The 18,626-nt window shown below is 43.2% G+C and carries 16 protein-coding genes; 3 read left to right on the top strand and 13 right to left on the bottom strand.

What is annotated here, in order from left to right:
- Positions 1–1,983 (bottom strand): ligand-binding sensor domain-containing protein (locus tag C4S61_RS08320; protein WP_146064364.1); only part of this gene is annotated, 1,983 nt, incomplete at its 3' end.
- Between the two features lie 301 nt (positions 1,984–2,284).
- Here C4S61_RS08320 and C4S61_RS08315 point away from each other — a divergent pair.
- Positions 2,285–5,551, top strand: a complete 3,267-nt coding sequence (locus tag C4S61_RS08315) for a S41 family peptidase (RefSeq protein WP_103924338.1) — start codon at positions 2,285–2,287, stop codon at positions 5,549–5,551.
- Between the two features lie 111 nt (positions 5,552–5,662).
- Here C4S61_RS08315 and C4S61_RS08310 read toward each other — a convergent pair whose 3' ends face one another.
- Positions 5,663–6,193 carry a nuclear transport factor 2 family protein gene (locus tag C4S61_RS08310; protein ID WP_103924325.1) on the bottom strand — a complete coding sequence of 177 codons (531 nt, stop codon included), beginning with the start codon at positions 6,191–6,193 and terminating at the stop codon, positions 5,663–5,665.
- Positions 6,194–6,448: 255 nt separating this feature from the next.
- Between C4S61_RS08310 and C4S61_RS08305 the strand changes: the two genes are divergently transcribed.
- Positions 6,449–8,395 (top strand): tetratricopeptide repeat-containing sensor histidine kinase, encoded by a 1,947-nt coding sequence (locus C4S61_RS08305; RefSeq protein WP_103924324.1) that lies wholly within the window; start codon positions 6,449–6,451, stop codon positions 8,393–8,395.
- Positions 8,395–9,126, top strand: coding sequence for a LytR/AlgR family response regulator transcription factor (locus tag C4S61_RS08300; RefSeq protein WP_103924323.1), 732 nt, complete (start codon positions 8,395–8,397; stop codon positions 9,124–9,126). Before C4S61_RS08305 ends, C4S61_RS08300 begins: the two co-directional genes overlap by 1 nt.
- 118 nt (positions 9,127–9,244) lie before the next feature.
- On the opposite strand, the gene C4S61_RS08295 is transcribed toward C4S61_RS08300, so the two are convergent.
- From C4S61_RS08295 to C4S61_RS08245, 11 genes are all read right to left on the bottom strand, one after another.
- The gene (locus C4S61_RS08295; protein WP_103924322.1) at positions 9,245–9,877 is read right to left on the bottom strand and encodes a DUF2306 domain-containing protein; all 633 of its coding nucleotides are present in this window, start codon (positions 9,875–9,877) and stop codon (positions 9,245–9,247) included.
- 12 nt (positions 9,878–9,889) lie between these two features.
- A complete protein-coding gene (locus C4S61_RS08290; protein WP_146064363.1) occupies positions 9,890–10,369 on the bottom strand; it encodes a nuclear transport factor 2 family protein in 480 nt (159 codons plus the stop codon).
- Between the two features lie 58 nt (positions 10,370–10,427).
- On the bottom strand, positions 10,428–10,949 hold the full coding sequence (locus tag C4S61_RS08285; RefSeq protein WP_103924321.1) for a YybH family protein: 522 nt from the start codon (positions 10,947–10,949) through the stop codon (positions 10,428–10,430).
- A gap of 429 nt (positions 10,950–11,378) precedes the next feature.
- Entirely contained in the window at positions 11,379–11,897 is a 519-nt protein-coding gene (locus C4S61_RS08280; protein ID WP_103924320.1) for a nuclear transport factor 2 family protein, read from the bottom strand.
- Positions 11,898–12,095: 198 nt separating this feature from the next.
- The gene (locus tag C4S61_RS08275) at positions 12,096–13,427 is read right to left on the bottom strand and encodes a DUF418 domain-containing protein (RefSeq protein ID WP_235009875.1); all 1,332 of its coding nucleotides are present in this window, start codon (positions 13,425–13,427) and stop codon (positions 12,096–12,098) included.
- Between the two features lie 561 nt (positions 13,428–13,988).
- On the bottom strand, positions 13,989–14,729 hold the full coding sequence (locus C4S61_RS08270; protein ID WP_103924319.1) for a DUF6090 family protein: 741 nt from the start codon (positions 14,727–14,729) through the stop codon (positions 13,989–13,991).
- Between the two features lie 3 nt (positions 14,730–14,732).
- Entirely contained in the window at positions 14,733–16,151 is a 1,419-nt protein-coding gene (locus C4S61_RS08265; protein WP_103924318.1) for an amidohydrolase family protein, read from the bottom strand.
- A gap of 4 nt (positions 16,152–16,155) precedes the next feature.
- The gene (locus C4S61_RS08260; protein WP_103924317.1) at positions 16,156–16,908 is read right to left on the bottom strand and encodes a DUF6090 family protein; all 753 of its coding nucleotides are present in this window, start codon (positions 16,906–16,908) and stop codon (positions 16,156–16,158) included.
- Positions 16,905–17,642 carry a DUF6090 family protein gene (locus C4S61_RS08255; protein WP_103924316.1) on the bottom strand — a complete coding sequence of 246 codons (738 nt, stop codon included), beginning with the start codon at positions 17,640–17,642 and terminating at the stop codon, positions 16,905–16,907. Before C4S61_RS08255 ends, C4S61_RS08260 begins: the two co-directional genes overlap by 4 nt.
- Positions 17,643–17,705: 63 nt before the next feature.
- On the bottom strand, positions 17,706–17,972 hold the full coding sequence (locus C4S61_RS08250; protein ID WP_103924315.1) for a hypothetical protein: 267 nt from the start codon (positions 17,970–17,972) through the stop codon (positions 17,706–17,708).
- A gap of 200 nt (positions 17,973–18,172) precedes the next feature.
- Positions 18,173–18,613 (bottom strand): nuclear transport factor 2 family protein, encoded by a 441-nt coding sequence (locus tag C4S61_RS08245; RefSeq protein WP_235009873.1) that lies wholly within the window; start codon positions 18,611–18,613, stop codon positions 18,173–18,175.
- Positions 18,614–18,626 lie beyond the last annotated feature (13 nt).

Genomic DNA, 18,626 nt, shown 5'->3' with positions numbered 1-18,626 from the left:
CGTATCGGTCTTGGTTTCGATTCTTCGGATCAGGGTGAAAAATTCTTTGTCGCTCTGATTGTCCTTTTTGGGATCGTAACGAACCAATCCTTTCTGTGATCCAAACCACAGGATGCTGTCTTCATCTATAAAATCATACCAAGTCAAATAAGGAGCAATTGAATTTGGCGTATCATCTTTTACAAATTTTCCCGCTTCATTCCGCTTCAATACAAATTTTTTTCCTGCTTTGGATTCGGCCCAGATGATTCCGGTATTGGCTTGGTTAAAGTCCCTTATTTCTGCCTCTACGGCTTCAAAGTCATCAGTGGGCAAAAAATCCTGCTCTTTTTCCGAAAATTTCTGGAAGCCCTCGGAGGATCTAACATAAAACTCCCCGTCGATTAGGGAGAAGGTAGACGAAGTAGACACTTCAAATGCCTTGGATTTGATAGGTAGCGCTCCTTTAGATTCCAGTTTGTTTTCCTCTATTCTTAATGCATTTATTTTTTCTGCTCCAGCAGTAAATATCCTCCCATCTTTTCCTTCAAATAAAAATTGTGTGGGCCCAATTTCAGGAGCTTTTCCTTTTAATTCCCAAGGAAATTCTTTGGACAGCCCCCTTTCATAGACCAGAAGGCCAGTGCTGGTTCCTACCAAAAGGATGTTGGGGTTATTTTTTGGAATTAATGTTCTACTTGAAACGCTCCCATCCTTGGGAAAATCCAACTTGATGGTTTTACCTGCGGTAATGACCTCCAATGATGGACCATTTGCTACTATTAAATCTTGTCCATCAAAATTTAAAAACCCGCTTCCAAAGGTATTATATCCCGGGACCGATTTGAAGGCATTGATTTTTTGATCAAACTTTACCAGATTGTTTGTGGTCCCTAAGTAGAAGTCTTTACCTTGCTTTTGAATAGACCTAACAAAAGAAGTGATTCCCAGGTCTTTTCCAAAGGTTTGGATCGGAGAACCAATGGATATCCTTGCTATTCCATCCTCAGTCGTAGCCCAAAGTCCCTGACCTCGGTCCAGGTAAACATTCCTCACAACATCAGTGGGCAGCCCTTGTTCTGTTCCAATCCTGTTCAATAGTTCACCTTTGGAACTCAGGATGACAATTCCTGCTCCAAAAAAAGATAGAATGTAATTGCCCTGATAGGGAAGCGCATGGACTAGCTGCCCTGCACCTTCTTTAATGAGTTGATCCACCTCAGTTGCAAACTTACTAACGGAAGTCCCATCAAATAGGTAGAATCCTGTAGAAAAACCTCCAAATAAAAAAGTCTTCCCACCTTCACTTGGGTAAGGAAGCATAATCCTGAAACGGTCCTTTCCCAAAATTTCTGTTCCAGGAACAAGCTTGATTTCCTCCTCAATTAATTGGAACAAACCCCGTTCATTTTGGTGGATAAAAAAATCATCTCCCTGTACAAAGGCATAACTAAATGTTGTCTCCGCCGGCCAGGTCTTGAGGGATTTCAGAGAAAAATCTTCCGCAAGTTCCAGTCTTATAAGGTTCTCCCTACTCACTAGGAACAAATACTTATCCAAGAAATTGATTGGAAAGATCTCTATTCCTGATATGATTTCTTCCGGAATCAGATGAAGCAGGGAGACTGCCTTGGTTTCTCCCTTCGTGTCTGTTTCCAAATAACCAAAATCTGTCCCCGCATAAAATATCCGGCCGGAAGGATCTTTGGCAAAACCTCGGATCAACCTAAAGTTCACTCGATCAAAAAGTGCGCGCCATGATACTCCATCATATTCATGGATCCCCTCTGATGTCCCAAAATACATCAGTCCCTCCTCACTCTGGATGGCAGAAAGTACAACCGGAGCCCCATCATACTCCTCCGCAGTGTAGGTAGTGACGGGCAGCCTGCCGATCTGCTCGTAGATGGACTGGGCATGCGAGCAGTGAGATGATCCTATCCAAAAACAGGTTGCTAAAATGAATGAATAAATTCTTGATAGTCTACGAATAAAAGGGGCCATTATTTTGATCGGTAAGGGGTAATTCGACTTAATTCAGGTGACAGTTTTGCATGAACTAAATTTTAGAATGGGTAATAAATGTCTTGTTTTTCGAAATGCACAGGGATTTAAATGGTTTAATCTGCAAAAATCGTAAACCAGATTGAAGAAGAAATAAAATTAAGCCTATCGAAAATATTGTAAATAATTTAATTAGCCAATAAAATTCTGCCTCGGGCCAAAAAAATAAATTCAGTCCAATTGACTTTCAATTTTTCCTAACTTCCGCCTGTTGCATTTTGACCCCTATCCCCTTCTGATTATGAAAATATGCCTAGCGGTCAGCCTTGTGCTGATTTTGCCCCTATTTGGAATCAGCCAAACTACTCCCGGCTATTTTATGCACCCGGATGTCCATGGAAATACCGTCGTCTTTGTAGCGGAAGGCGACCTATGGAAGACGTCCCTTGGCGGAGGCGAAGCCACTCGGCTGACCACGCATGCCGGTGAAGAGAGCTCGCCCAAAATCTCCCCGGATGGGAAATGGGTAGCCTATGCCGCCACTTACGAGGGTCCGACAGAGGTCTATCTGATTCCAATCTCCGGAGGCTTGCCGAGGCGCTTGACTTATGAACCAGCACCTTCCGTGCCGACAGATTGGAAATCGGCCACAGAAGTCGCCTATGTGACCAATCAATATTCCACTTTGCCACGCCTGAATACGGTCGTGATCAATATCGAAAATGGAAACAAAAGTATCATTCCGCTCGAAATGGCAGCCGAGGGGAGTTTCAATGCTTCCGGCGACACCTACTATTTCGTAAGACCTACTTTTCACAACAATGTGACTAAGCGCTATGAAGGAGGCACTGCCCGACAGCTCTGGAAATATACTTCCGGCCAGGCTGAAGCAGTCAAGTTGACCCAAGACTACAAAGGCGAGGATCACCATCCGATTCACCATAATGGACGGGTGTATTTCCTGTCTTCCCGTGATGGCATCCAAAATGTCTGGTCCATGAACGAAAATGGCTTGGATCTGAAGCAGCATACCAAGCAGCCAAGCTACGATGTGCGAGAACTTGCGGTTCAAGGAACGAACCTGGTGTACCGATCCGGGGCGGATTTGTATGTGCATGACTTGGCTAGTGCGCAGGAGAAGAAATTGGCGGTTAGCCTGACTTCCGATTTTGAGCAGATGCGGGAATATTGGATCGACAATCCCGCGAATTATATCAGTACTAGCTCCATCAGTAATGATGGTGAAAAAGTGGCCCTCACTGCCCGAGGCCGGGTTTTTGTTTTTCCTGCAAATCAGGGTCGTTCTCTTCGCCTCAGCCAAAAAGACGGCGTACGCTATCGGGATGCCGTTTTTTCTCCTGACGGAAAAGACATCCTGACTTTTTCTGACGAAAGCGGAGAGTTTGAAATCCACCAATATTCCGGCTTGGGATTGGATCAGGGGAAAAAACTCACTTCAGATGGTACCACACTTCGATTTGGACTTTTGCCCTCTCCCGATGGGAAAAAACTGGCCTATTACGATCTGGATAATATGCTTTGGATACAGGATTTGTCCACTGGCAAAAAAACCAAAGCCACAGCCACTGACGAAGACATCAGCGGGGCTATGGCTTGGTCACCGGACAGCAAGTGGCTGGCCTACGGACAGGCTGCTTCCAATACCTTTATGCAGCTTTTTATTTTCAATGCGGAAACCGGCAAGCGAATTTCCCTGACTTCCGACCGCACCAACAGCATGAACCCGCAATGGAGTCCCGATGGCAAGTGGATTTACTTCCTATCTGATCGGAATTTCGAATCGAAAATCGGTTCACCTTGGGGCACCCGTCAGCCGGAACCCTTCTGGGAAAAGCAGATCAAAATCTATCAGGTTGGCCTGAAAAATGGTTTGGTTTCCCCTTTCCAACCCAAAAATGAACTGAAGCCTGCCGAAGAGAAAAAATCAGAGGGTTCCGTTGTCGTCACAATTGAGGAAGAAGGATTGATGGAGCGGGTTCGTGAGGTGCCGATCCCTGCCGGAAATTATAAGAACTTGGTGGTGACGGACAAGGCTCTTTACTACCATCGAGTGGGGCCTGGAATGGGCATTTACTATGGAGGCGGAGCACCGAATGACGATAATCCGGCATTGATGATGACGCCAATTGATGAAAAAGTCGAGCAAAAGGTCTTTGCTGACAAAGTCAACAGCTTCGTGACCTCGCTGAATAACAAGTATGCGCTTTTGCGAAGCGGATCAAACCATTACCTCGTCGAGTTGGGAACCTCACCCGTTTCCGACCTGTCCAAAAATCAGCTAAGTCTCAATGGTTGGAAGTTTTCAGTGGATCCTCGGGAAGACTGGAAGCAGATCTATACTGACGCTTGGCGAATGGAGCGGGACTACTTCTACGACCGCAACATGCACGGCGTGGATTGGGATGCGATGCATGAGAAGTATCTGCCGTTGGTGGATCGGGTGACCACGCGTCGGGAGCTTTCTGATGTGATGGGCGAGCTGATCGGCGAACTCAGCGTGCTTCATACTTCTGTTGGTGGAGGAGATTTGCGAAGTGGCGAGGATCAGATTCAGTTTGGGATGCTGGGAGCAAGGTTTTCCAAAAATGAAAAGCAGAAAGGCTATACGATCGACCATATTTTTCTGAGCGATCCGGACTATCCGGACGAGATGTCTCCCCTTTCTCATCCGGATCTGAATATTTCCGAAGGCGATGTGATCACGCATATCGACGGAGTTTCGGTAATGGACGCTCCGGATTTATTGTATTTGCTCAGAGAAAAAGCCAACAAGCAAACCCGAATCAAGGTCTTGAGTGCTACGGGCGGCGACAAAGGCGATCGGATCATTGTTCCGATGACTTCCCAAGAGGAATCCAACCTTCGCTACAACGAATGGGAATATACCCGTCGCTTGATGGCTGAGGAAAAGTCAGATGGAGACATCGGTTACGTCCACCTTCGTGCCATGACCGCACCGGATATCGGGCAGTGGTATCGGGACTTTTATCCCCAGTTTAAAAAGTCCGGCCTCATCATCGATGTCCGCCAAAATCGTGGAGGCAATATTGATTCTTTTATTTTAGAAAAGCTGATGCGGGAAGTCTTTTTCTACTGGAAAGGTAGAACCGGCGAACCGTACTGGAATATGCCCTATGCCTTCCGTGGCCATTTGGTTTTACTCGTGGATGAGTTAACGGCGTCTGATGGGGAAGCTTTTGCCGAAGGCTTCCGAAGACTCGACATGGGACAAGCCATCGGCGCGCGCACTTGGGGTGGAGAAGTTTGGCTTTCCGGAGTGAATACGCTGACTGACAACGGCGTGGCTCGCGCTCCGATGAACGGGGTCTATGGCGAAGAAGGCGAATGGCTTATCGAAGGTGTCGGCTTTATTCCTGACATCGAAGTGATCAATCTACCGAAGGCGACTTTCGAAGGAAAAGATGCGCAGCTCGATGCAGCGATCGAGCATTTGAAAGAGCTGATCAAAGCCGATCCAAGAGCTGTCCCTCAGGCGCCGGCCTATCCGGATAAGAGTTTTAAGAATGGGAAAACGCCAAACCCTTGAGAGCTTGTAGTCAAATAATGAGAATCACTATACATATTAAAAATAAACCGGGAAGAAAGCTCAATCGAAATTCAAGCTCTTCCCGGTTACTAAAAAATCTGTTTGGTGGTTTTATTTTGGTGATTCCTCAGCGGCTTGTTGAGCAGCTTTTTCAGCAGCCAGTTGCATGGCCATCATATCCAGTTGAAGGGGTGCATTGTCCCAGTATCCGTAAGATTTGACGATCTTCCCGTCCACAAATTGGGAGGTGAGGTGAATCGGAGTTTCGTAGGTTTTTCCGGTAGCAGCCAAAGTTCCTTTCCAAACTCCCCAATAATTCACCCAGGTTTCTCCTTTGTCGTCCAGCACCATTTCTATGGCCTCATTTTCCCGATCAAAGGAATAGGAACTAAAGGGTTCCACTTCCATTTTTTGCTGCGCAATGATCTGCTGGATTGTAGCAGGTTTGTCTTCGGTAGCATTGAAAAAAATTTGAGCTCCTTCGGCGTAATGCGATTGGTAGGCCTCCCATTCGCCATTGACATAGTTGCCGATGATGGATTTGACCGTTTCAATTTCGGCGGATTGCTGGGTATAGCGTTTGGTGTTTTCGCAGGCGAAAAGCAAGGTTGCGAACACACAGAATAAGCTTAGCTTTTTCATGATTTTGCGAATTTTTAGCCGTTTAGAACAAGTTTTTCAGTTTGATTTTTACCTCGTGATTGAACATCCTTTTTTCTTTTGAGAATTGAAAAGACCATCCCATCCTTTGGTACAGGGGTTAATTTGGAAGAAAGGCTCCTCAAATGAAAGTGCTCTGGGACGAAGGAGGGTAAATACCTTTCTAACAGGTCTTTTTTCTTTCCAGAGAATTTTTTAAATACAAAAAATTGACTTTCAAAATACTATATTTAACGAATGAAGCGGTTTTTTGTCCTTTTGTTTTTTTTATATCCGATTCTGGCTTTCGCTCAGATAGAAGAGAGGAATGGCGTAATCCAATACAGGGAAATTTTTGTGGATACGGATGATTTTGGTCAGGAGTATCTTGAGGTTTTGGAAAAATCATTGCCTTTGATTCAGAGCGATTCCCTCTTACGATTAAAAATCCTGAATGACTTGGGTTACTACTATCATACCCGAAATCTAAACAAGGCCCTGGAGGTAACCAATCAAGGAATCGATGACGCAATCAGGTTGAAGAACAATTATTGGCAGGGAAAGCTGGAAGTATCTCAGGCGGCGATTTTGCTCCGCATGGAGGAATTGGATCTGGCCGAGCTGTTATTGACTAATGCCATAGCCAAGATTCCCGAGTCCGAGAGTTGGTTGCTATACACTAACCTGGGTTATGTCCAGGAAAGACGCGGTGACTTGGGGAAGGCATTTGATTATGCAGCCAAAACCTTAAAAATCGGTGATACTCATGGGGATCAAAAGGCCATTGCCATGGCCTACTCTGATATGAGCAACCTGTTTTGGAAGCAGGGTAAGCCGGATGTGGGATTGGAATATGGCTTGCGATCTCTTGAAATTTTTGAAAAACGGGGTTTGGAAGACCTCGATTATGACTTTACGCTTCACGTCGTGGGGAATAATCTTGTGGAATTAAAAAGGCTCAACGAAGCGGAAATTTATTTTGAGAAGGCCATTCAGATCGGTGAGAAATATGGCTTTTACAATAATCTGAGCGATAGCTATATCGCACTTTCGGAGCTTTATGCCCAAAATGGTGATTTTGATAGGGCTGTTGTTTCCGGAAAGGAAGCGCTGAAATATGCAACGCTTCTGGAAAATAATTTTATGGTCATGCGCTCGTATTTATCCTTAGGTCGCGCGAGTAATCTTTCAGGGAATTTTGAAGAGGGGGTTGGTTTTTTGCAAAAGAGTATACAGGTCGCCACACCCGATTTTGGAGATAAATATTTCCTGGGTTTGGCCTATCAGGAATTGAGCAAAGCGCTGGAAGGGAATGAAGAGTTTGCTCTGGCTCTTGAAGCCAACCGGATTTATGATCAATTGAGGCAGGAAGTATTTTCTGCAGAGGCAAATGACAGGATTTCAACTTTGCAGACAGAAATGAAGCTCGCTCAAAAAGAAAACACCATCAAGCTTCAGGAAGCACAACTCTCCAAAAATCGAATTTTACAATTATTCATTCTAACCTTTTCTGCGATTTTGGGTATATTCCTGTTTATTCTTTACCGGGTTTTTCTCAAGAAAATGAAATACAGTCGCTTGTTGGAGAAGAAGAACATAGAGAAGGAATTTTTACTCAAGGAAATCCATCATCGGGTGAAGAATAATCTGGAGACCATCTCCAGCTTGTTATCGCTGCAGACCTCTAAAGTCCAAAGTACAGAACTTCGGAAGATTATGGAGGAAACCCAAAACCGTGTCCAAAGCATGGGAATGATCCATCAGCGATTGTACCAGGGCGAAAATATGAAAGAGATAGAGATGAAGGGATTTTTTGAAAATTTGGGAAATCACATCATTGATACCTTTGATGCAACCGAACGTGTCCGGTTCATTGCAGACATGGAGCCACTTCTACTCGATGTGGATTTGGCTATCCCCATCGGATTGATAGTCAATGAGCTCATATCCAATTCTTTAAAATATGCGTTTCCGGGAGATCGCTTTGGAGAGATTGAACTTCGCCTGATCGAAAAGGAAAATCAGTTATATCTGATTGTCTCAGACAATGGTGTCGGCATGACGGCCAATCCACCGATTCTGGGTACAGGCTTCGGGAGTGAACTGATTCGTTTGCTTACCATTCAGCTGGACGGAAAGATGACCCTACAGACCCAAAAAGGAACTGCAATTATTTTTGAATTTCAACTAAGCAAAGCTGCATAATGGAAAAAACCAAAATATTGATCGTGGAAGATGACATGATCATCGCTGCCAATATCAGTTTGCAGCTGTCCAATCTAGGCTATGAAGTGACGGGAATCGAAACAAAAGCGAAGGAAGCGATCCATCATGCATTGGAAACAAAACCCGATTTGATCCTCATGGATGTTCAACTCAAAGGCGAATCGAACGGGATAGATGCAGCACATGCCATCCGGCGATACCTCGATATTCCGCTGATTTACCTGACGGCCAATGTGGATGATGCGACCTTTCAAAAGGCCAAGGAGACACATCCTTTTGCGTTTATCGCCAAACCCTTTACCAACCTAAATCTCGAACGGACAATTGCTCTGGTGGAAGAAAAAATACTGGAGAAAAGGGCTCCAGTTTCTGTGGAGGATACGTTTGTGGATTCTCAGGAAGATCGGATTTTTATTCGCAACAATAACAAGCTAGTCAAAGTAATGCTGGATGAGATCCTTTATGTGGAGGCAGATCGGAATTATTGTAAAATTTTCACTGTTGGCCAAACCTACCTTATAGTAAGCCCAATGAACAAACTTTGTGAAAAAATCGACTCCAGGAGGTTTATCCGGATTCACCGGTCGTTCGTGGTCAATTTTTCAAGGCTGGAAGCTGTGGCGGAATCCTATGTGGAAATCAATGGAAAACTGATTCCTATTGGAAAACAATACAAAGAAGAGCTACACCGGATGATGAATAAGGTTTGATGGGTTTGAATTTCTTCGTCCCTTTATTTCCCAATCCGGTTAATAGGACTTCTCAACAGATACCAGAAAGTCTGTTTTCACTCCTCGTCAAATTCCTTTAGTCCAAAGTAAAACCGAATTATTTCTTATTCCATTGTAAAATGATTTCGGTGATGAAAAGGGGGATGACCCAAGCAATCCAAATGGCAGTAGGCCCGGTTTCCGGAAATGTTCCCAATTCGTAATAGAAAGACTGACTGGTCAGCCATCGGAAGAAGACAAAACCAAAAGTCACCACATAGCTCCGAATCATCCATTCTTTATGCAGATTAGTCCGCTTCAATAGGATATATCGGAATGCCATCCCCGTGGTGGAAATCCATGCAAATGCCAAAACAATTAGGGAAAGTGCCCAAGTCCAATGGATAGCCATTCCGACAGTCAAAGCCAGCGTCACAGAACTGATGGTCCCAATCAAGATTCCAGTCAGGTACAACCTGCCCATCCATCGGTGGACCTTCAGGTACCTGTTTCGGAATCCGGCCCAAAACTGGAAAGGTCCTAAAACTAAGGCTAGCAATCCTCCGGAAATATGACCGATCAGCGGCCATTTCATCGACCAATATCTGCCGAAAATTTCTTCATTCATGCTGAAATAGGGCAAAGCATCATGCAGGATAAATTTTCCTGCGAAAACCAGGATGAAAACCCAAGCCAAAAGCAAAAGCCAGGCTTTGGGTTTTTCGGGGACAAGGGTGAGGGTTTTGGCCATAGGGTAGTTGCTTTACTTAGCCAGAGCCTCGTGCAATTTTTTTGTATCCACATACTGTTGAAAAGACACTACTTTTTCGTCTTTTAGTGACCACAGATGAGCTACTTGTGCATTATAAGCCTTGCCATTCTTGAATTTGGCATCATATCGCAAGGTTGCCAATACCTTGCCGTTTGCCATTTCGTGAAGGACGATGTCCTTTAAGTTAAAATACTCATGATCAGCGCCTAATCTGCCAAAAATCCCATTAAGTACAGCATCCGGACCTATGTAAGGATTGCCATCAGCATAGGCATTTCCTTCGGCTTCGTTCCAGACTACATTAGGATCCAATCCTCCCAAAACAGCAGGAATATCACCTACGGCAAAGGACTTATAAAGTCCGTCTACAAGGGACAAGTTTTTCTTCGAGTCACTATTTTCTTGACCGATAGCCGGGATTGTTATAAGAAACAATGCAGCGATAAACAGGTAATTTTTAACAGTTGTCATGATATTTTTTAATTAGTTAATTGTTGTGTTTTCAGTTTCCAATTCGATTGAATAAGTCTTAATCTTCCTTCGAATCACTGTTTCCGATGTCCCGGATGCACACATATTTGCCATCACGCTTTTCCCAGATGGCCATGTATTTGCCGGTGGAAGTGACCTTACCGGTGGCATCCATTCGGGTGGACTTTCCTACCTCGGTGACTTGGTTTTCATCCCCAAATACTTCCAATACTTCGTAGGTGACGGTACCGCCGTCAGGGCTTTCTGCAAAACCAGCTTCAATTGTTTTTTGAATGGCCGCTTTACCCACTGACATCGGTTCTCCGGATCCCATGGTCACCGCATCATCACTATAGAAAGCTAAGATTGCATTGACATCCCGCGCATTGTCAGCCGCAGCAAATGCTGTTTCTATGGCTTGGATTTCTGCTTTGATGGCATTCATATCCGGTTCTGCGGCTACTGGTGGAGCCATCTCTTCCACAGCAGGTGTTTTCTCCGTAGCCGGACTACAGGCCACACTGAACAGCGTTAGGGCGATACAAGCGATCGCCAGAGGGAAATAGTTTTTCTTGCGCATTATTTTGGTTGTTTGGTGCCTACTGGGTTCGGTTTTCGGCGTTCCCGTTTCTATTTTTGTTTACAGAGAAAAGCAAATAGTGACACGGTATATTTCAGGAAAGGGCTGAATAAAATTCATCTGATCAAGCTATTGGTAATTGCCTTCATATGAAAACTACTTAGGACGAACGAATGGAATTACTGTCCGAATCTTATGATAATCTTTCCTGAGGGAATTAAAAAAATCAGCTCCCTTGTTAAAATCTATTCCCCCTAGGTTCGGCTTGTAATCCTCGGATTTACCCGGGGTTACTTTGACTCTTTATTCCCAAATTGACATGGGAAAGGCTCCAATAGGGATCAATCAAAAAAACCTTTAATAAAAAACTCCCTTGGTGCCTTAAGACTACCAAAGGAGTTTAGCTTTTGTTTAATTCTTTTACCTGGCTTATTTTGCTGGAGGTGTCACCTTGAAGCCCTGAGTCTCGAGAATATTGAGCATGTCATACCAATAGCGCAAAAAGACAATTTTACCATTCATTACTCTACCCGCGGTATGATAAGGGACCACTATGGTCTTGCCTGTTGCCTTATTGGTTAGGGTATTGGTTCCCCAGGTTAAGATCCACTCCCCTTCATTCCAGTTGTTCGTTACTTTGACGGGAAGATAAAGCTCTTGCGAAAGGCTGTGCTTGTAAGTATTGGTACTCGTAGTGTAATATTCTTTGTGTTGGGCCACAGTAAGTGAGTCCAAGCCTCCGCCCAAACCATAGATCATTGCATTCGAGGCGAATTGAGCATTCATCGTTGCCACATCTCCGGCTTGAAGCGCTTTGGTGTATTTCTGAACTACCTCTAGAGCAGTTGCCGCATTTTGAAATTCCAGAGTCACTTCCTGTGCCAATGCCACAAGGGTCGTCAGCAAAAGCAGGAAAACAGAGGTTAAAATTGTTTTGAAAGTTTTCATGGTAAATTGATTTGATTGTTAAGAAATGGTAAAAATTTATTTAATGGCCTCAAAATCACAATATTATCAGCAATTCGAAAGAAGCCTGGGACGAACTGGAGGTTTTATTGTCCGAAGAAGGTTAGATTCTTTCCGCGTAAGGTTTAAAGAAAGATTACTAAGTCCTATTGAGAAAAATAGTGGTCAACAATCCGAAAATTAACGCGGTAAGGTCATCCCTGCTGCGGGTAACTCCTTTCTCATCGCATGAACTTTCTTATAGCTCAAGTTTCTCCAAAGCCACTCCAAAGGACCATATTGAAAATACCGAAGCCAGATGGGGCTTAGGATGAGCTGAAAAATCCAGATCGAAAAGACTACATATAGGAGTTCGTAGCGTTGCAACTTTCCGAAGAGGCCAAAACCCACGCCGGTAAAGACAATCATGCAAATGACAGAGTGCATGATGTAATTGGTCAGTGCCATTTTGCCGACCGATGAAAGGCTACTTTTCAGCCAAATCAAAAAATTCGATTTAGAGAATAGCATGATTAGTCCAATGTGGCCCATGCAAGTAGCGATTCTTCCCAGGTCATAGGTGAGATTCGACTTTGCTATTGAAACGGGAGAAAACTGACCATTCAAAACGACTTGGAGTTCATAATAATTGATGGAAAGTCCGATCAGATAACCGATTGCAGCCATTCCACCATAGAAAGCAAATGATTTTTTCCCAGAAAGGATATTCCACTTAAATAGCGCAATTCCGACCAACATCATGCTGAGAACGTCCCAAAGGCCATATCGGTAAGACATAAATTGATCGTAATGAGAATTGATCGGTGCCAAAAATGCAACCACATCAAAATAGCCTTTTCGCATTGATGCATTGTATTCTGATATATATTCGGGAGAGCGTTCTTCCTGATACTCTTCCCATTCGGATTGGGATTCTTTAAGCTCCTTGGTCAGCGCTTTATTTTCTGCTTTGTAGGTATCAATAAGGGCGACATCCGCGGCCAATTTTTCACTTTTTCGAAAGTCCGAATAATTCCAAGTCATTCCTCCTAAAACCAAAATGGCTGCAGCCAGAATCAATTTCTTTGGGGGCATGTTTCTAAATGAATACACTAAAAAACCCATGAGCGCATAATCGTACAATATCTCTCCTGTCCAAAGCAAGAGATACCCGTGAATCAGTCCAAATACAAGAAGCCAGGTAAGCCTCCGGAAAAATATATCTGCAGCCTTGATACCTGCTCCCTTTTTTGTCAATCGGTCTAGAAAAATAAACATCCCAACACCGAAAAGGAGGGAAAACAGTCCGCGCATGGTTCCTTCAAAAAACATGTTGGTCGTTATCCAGGTGTAGAGGTTCCATCCTGAAAATCCACCGGCCACGGTAGGGTCATTGTAGGAATTTGCCAATCCGAAGGAGTTGATATTCATTAATAAAATTCCAAAAAGGACAATCCCGCGCATGACGTCGAGGGATTGGATACGCTCGGACTCTTGTAGAGGAGCAAAGGTGGAAGGGGAGATTTGATCCATAGGATTGAAAATCCTCCTGGCGGGGGATCAGGTTTAAGAGTAGTGTGTTAAGTTTTTGAAAAATTTTCCCCCGCTGGAGGATTTAGCTTTTAAACTAAAACATCATAATCAAATCTAAAATCTGCCTAGGACGAACAGCCGGAATTTTAGTCCCAACGAGGCGTATTAGTTTTCTTAGGCGAAAATGGAACGGATGGTTCTTGTGAGGACCGTTGGAGAAGAAATAGTGAATTTTAGTGGAAAATGTCCAGTAGGGACAAAAAATTGGTAGAAAAAAGATTTGTAATCGGGAATAGCGTGCCGTAGGTACGCAATATGGTTTTTACATTATGTGGTTTTTCCTACCTATCCCGTACCTAAAGGCACGGTTGTGTCTTGGCTAATCGTTTGTTCTACCCATATCAAGTCCCTAACGGGACTTATTATCATCGTTTTGAAAAATTGGATTTCCCCAAAGGCATGTTTAAGGTATTTCCCTATCTTGATTCCTGCCTGTCCTGCAGGCAGGTTTTGGAGTAGTTTTTGGCGGATTTTTCGAAAAATTTAAGCAGGGTTGACAATTTATTTTTGATCTATTTCCAAAAACTCCTGAATACTAAGTCGTACATCCTCAATTTCTTCTTTGAGATTTTTTGACCGGTTCAGCATCACCGAGGCTTGAAATGAACTCCCATGGATGAGCGGGATGAAACGACTGTCATCCAAAAGCTCCTGATAATCGACGGGTACACGCTTTCGGAAGGGCCATTGGTCATATTTTTCAATATAAAAATTCCTTGTCCAGTAGGGTTTTATTTCTGATTCAATTAGTTGAAACCGCTCACGGGCATAGGTCATGTAGTAGGGATAGCTACGCTCGTACAGATTTGAAATCTTCATTCGCAGGGAGTCAATGGATATTACATCTATGCCCTTTGATTGGAGCAGTTTGTAGCCATTTTGACCCGGGGAAAGGTGTGGGCTCATTTCCACTACATGAAGAAAAGCACCAATGGAGTCTGTAAAAGGTTGTCCTGATTTGAAATGTTGAATAAGAATTGAATCAAGTCGCATGGTGATTTCAAAACTCTCAATCTCATCCTGAACATCAATTAGATCGTCCTTCAGGTTGTTGTTGATTTCAATCAGAATTCTTCTTTCGAGTTTGGTCTGTTGCTGACTTTGATTCCAGTTGTTCACCTGCAAGGCAATCAGAATACCGATCACTACCAAAAAAATTTCCCCAACGGCATAAGTTAAATACCGGGTGACTTTGTTTTGAGAAAGGAGTTTTTGGCGGATTTTTCTGAGGAATGAGATCATAGGCTATTTCTCAAAAGGGACATTTACAGGCCGCAACAACCCTCCCCGCATCACATGGGTAATTGATCGGAAATTGCTGGCATCCATTGACGGATCTTTTTCCAAGATGATCAGATCAGCCATTTTGCCGACTTCCAAGGTGCCAAAATCGTCCAATCTTCCCATCGCTCGAGCCCCATTTTGGGTGGCCATCGGGATCAAATCTTTTGCAGGGATTCCTGCTTTTTGCATGGCTTCCAACTCATCATAAACCGAAATTCCATGGAGTGTTCCCGGATTCCCTGCGTCGGTGGAAAGTGCGATGGTTATTCCCGCATCATAGAGCAGCTTAAGATTGGCGTACATGATGGATTTTAGCTTTTCGTCAGTTTCCTCTATTGACTTGATCATGTCCTCAAATTTTTGCTGGCCTTGGTAGTATTTGAAAAATGATTGGGAAGCTTTCAGCAAATTTCTGGTTTCGGGATCCACCGCCTGATTCGGATCATTTAAGGGGAATTCTCCCCGGAGCGATTTGAATGCAATGGAATAGCCCGGAACGACCACCAACGTAGGACAAAGAATGACTCCGGATTCCTTGGCCAGCCGGATAAATTCTTCATCGACCAGTTGGTCATCCACACTATGGACCAAGACTTTTGCACCAAGCCGAATAGCCTCCTTGGCCTGATCCAGATCTGTGGCATGGACGATCAGCTGATTTCCCTGAAGCGGGATTTCTGCAGCCACTTCCCGAAGGCTTTTCATGAAAATGCTGTCCTGTAAGTTAATAGTCCAGATTTTGATTCCTGTGGAACCGAGTTCGGAATTTTTTTTGACGAATTCTTTACCAAATTCAGGAGAAGTCAGGGCCAGCATCTGTCGGGATGGAGGGACATTGAACATATCCAGTCGGTCTTGGGGAAAAGGAGTGAGCAAGGGCCCCGCAGCTGCTACATGGGGGGCATTGAGATCAGTTTCGGCTGATTTGGACAAATCTACGATCCATTCAAATCCTCCCACATCATAGACGGCTGTCACTCCGGAGCGTAGGTAGCTTTCTAGATACGGGTTGGGATTTCTTTTCAATCTAGCTTGAAGGCTGTCAAAGCGAAGCGTATCCCGAATATCCAGCGCATCGGGACGGCCATCGAAAAATCCGGTTTGGGAAAAGTGCACATGGGCATCGACCAAGCCAGGGGTGATAAATTTGCCTGTCAGATCAATGATATCGGCGTTTTTTGGTGTTTCCATTTCTGGACCTCCCAGGGCTTCTATTCGATCATCTTTGATCAGGATTTTGCTTTGGGAAATCGAATTTCCATTCCCGTCGTACAAAGTTGCGCCTTGGAGAAGGGTGTAGCCTGTTTCTGTTTTGGAACTTGGCTGGCAGCCCGCTAGAAAAATCATTCCTAGAAGGGCTATAAATCTGGTTTGGTTCATGTGTTTAGTATTTGATTTCTTCATTTATCTGAGCAATCAGCTTTTCTGCATATGCCAGTTTGGATTTGTAGTAATCATCAAGATTGGAGTGCAGAAAGATCTTAAATCGGATTCCATTGATGATTCTCACCTCTCCTGCATAATCCTCTAAGGATTTTAGTTCGAAACTATATGCAGTTTCATCATCGTGATTTTGTGTGTTGGCTTGATTGATGGTGAGAAAATCAAACTCCATCAAAAAGGGTCTGATCACATCCCGGGTATGGTTTATAATAGCCTCCTCAGTCGCCATGTAATATTCGAAATTGTAGTATTGAAACAGGGAATCGATGAGTGCTTGGTTTTTGATCGCCTGGAGTTTGCCTGTAGAGTAAAGGTTATTGAAGGAGATTTTGCTGGGATTGAATTTGACTGTTTGATTGATGGAAAAGAATTTTTGTAAAAAATAGTCTTTTGGATAACCCTTTGGTCTTTTTAAAATTATCAAACTTGAATCCAAATTTGAAGTAATGGAGTGGTTGGATTTTATTACGCCATTGAGTCCGCTGATATCCTGTTTCAGGTTTTCGGTTAGTTTCTTCAGTTCGAAAGTAAGTTCTCGCTGCTCTATTCTTGCCATATTCCAATTGTTGGCTTGGATGGCGATGAATATTCCGATGACTACCAAAAAAATTTCACCAATGGCATAGGCCAAGTATTGGGTTATCCGATTTTGGGAGAGTAGTTTTTGGCGGATTTTTCGGAAGAGTGAGATCATAAGTTTTTGGAGTTTTTTAATTGTTCTAAAATCTCTTCCGACTTTTTTAGGACTATAGTAGTTAACTCAAGATACCTGTTGACAGTGTGTAGTTGTTGTTGTTTCATATTAATAAATTGGGAAATAGCATGTTTAGCCTTTTTATTTTCCCATAAAATGTTCTTCAATTGAGGATTTTTTAAATGAAGAGGATTGTAGTATTCTGATTGATAGGTGTTTTGTATTTCTAAAAAATAAACCGAGTTTAATTCAGAGACATTTTTCTCTGCTTTTTGAAGCCTGCTCAATTCCATAAGGTCGTTGGTAAATTCATTTGAAAATAAATCGATATTACCACTTGAAATTAAGATATTAAAAGTATTGTCATTATAGGTATTCATAACACGTAAACCATTGTTTGATGTGTTTTTTATATGAAATAAAAGAGTATCTAGATTAGGAGTTAGAAGGTTAATAAAAGTAAAGGTGGAATCAATGTTTTGCTTATACCCATAATTAACTTCTAGTTGTTGATTGAGTTGTATGGTGTCTTTGGTAATATCAACAATTAAATTTTCGACGTATCGCTGTTTAATTTTGAGTTTTTTCTGGTTTTCATTCCAGTTATTGAATTGAAGTGCAATTAAAATCCCAACTACGACTAAAAAAATTTCACCAATGGCATAGGTTAGGTATTGAGTAACCTTGTTTTGTTCAAGGAGTCTTTGGCGGATCTTTCGGAATAATTTTAGCATATATCTTTTTATTTATCTGTTTATAATTTGATTTTCAATTGCCACATAGCCTGTCCCGATCTTTTATCGGGAGAATACCCCCAGATAATCATGCTCCTGTGTGTCGACCGTTCGACATGGGTATTTCATTTGGGAATAAGTGCCGTCAGTCGGAGAAAAAGGGAAAGTGGAAAAAAACATCGTCATACTTTTGTAAAATGATACCGTATCCCAAACCTCACCGGGAGTATGAAGCAGGCGAAGGAATTCTTCCATGTTTTGGTCTTTCTCCTCCATAAATCGGATCCCTTCCTGCAAGGCTTTTCTGTCTTGTTCCAAATCTTCCAACATGGATTGCGCGAGGACTTCGGCACTTTTGTTTTCGACGTAGGGCCCTTTGATTCTCTACAAAAAACCCCAATGAAATTGCCAAAAACAGCATAAAGAACCCCTTGAAATAGGATTTCCAGTTCTTCTTTTTCAAAGAGGTTATTACTTCCTTGTTGGAAAGGTCTTTCTCGTTTTCGGATATTTGATTTTCTTCCATTTGCTTAGTTTTCCAGCGCGACAAACCACTGCGATTGGATCAGCCAGGCTCCTGAGGCTTTGGTCCATTGGGCGGAGTACTTTCCTCCCACCACTGCCTCATCCGAATTTTCTTCATATCCTTTCCAGGTTCCCCTTTCCCATGTCAGTTGGGTCTGGGAATTGACCAGCACTTCATCCGGCGTCCTGATCCAATACATTTTGGGGCCTTTGGCATTATAGATGTATTCCTTGAGCGCTGATTTTCCCGAAAGTAGCGTTCCGGCACCGGTCGTGATCAGGACTTCATCAGTCATTAAGGTGTTATTCAACTCCCTATCAACTCCCCAAAGTGCCTGATTGGATAATTCCCGTTGGGAGAGGATTTGCTCTTGATCATCATTTTGGCTGTAAGAATTATTGAAGAACAAAAAGAGCAAGATGGCGGAAGCAACTAGTATCTTCATCAGTTTTAAGTTT

The sequence above is a fragment of the Algoriphagus boritolerans DSM 17298 = JCM 18970 genome, assembly GCF_900108085.1.
Taxonomy (GTDB): Bacteria; Bacteroidota; Bacteroidia; order Cytophagales; family Cyclobacteriaceae; genus Algoriphagus; species Algoriphagus boritolerans.
This window is presented reverse-complemented; position numbering and strand designations above follow the sequence as displayed.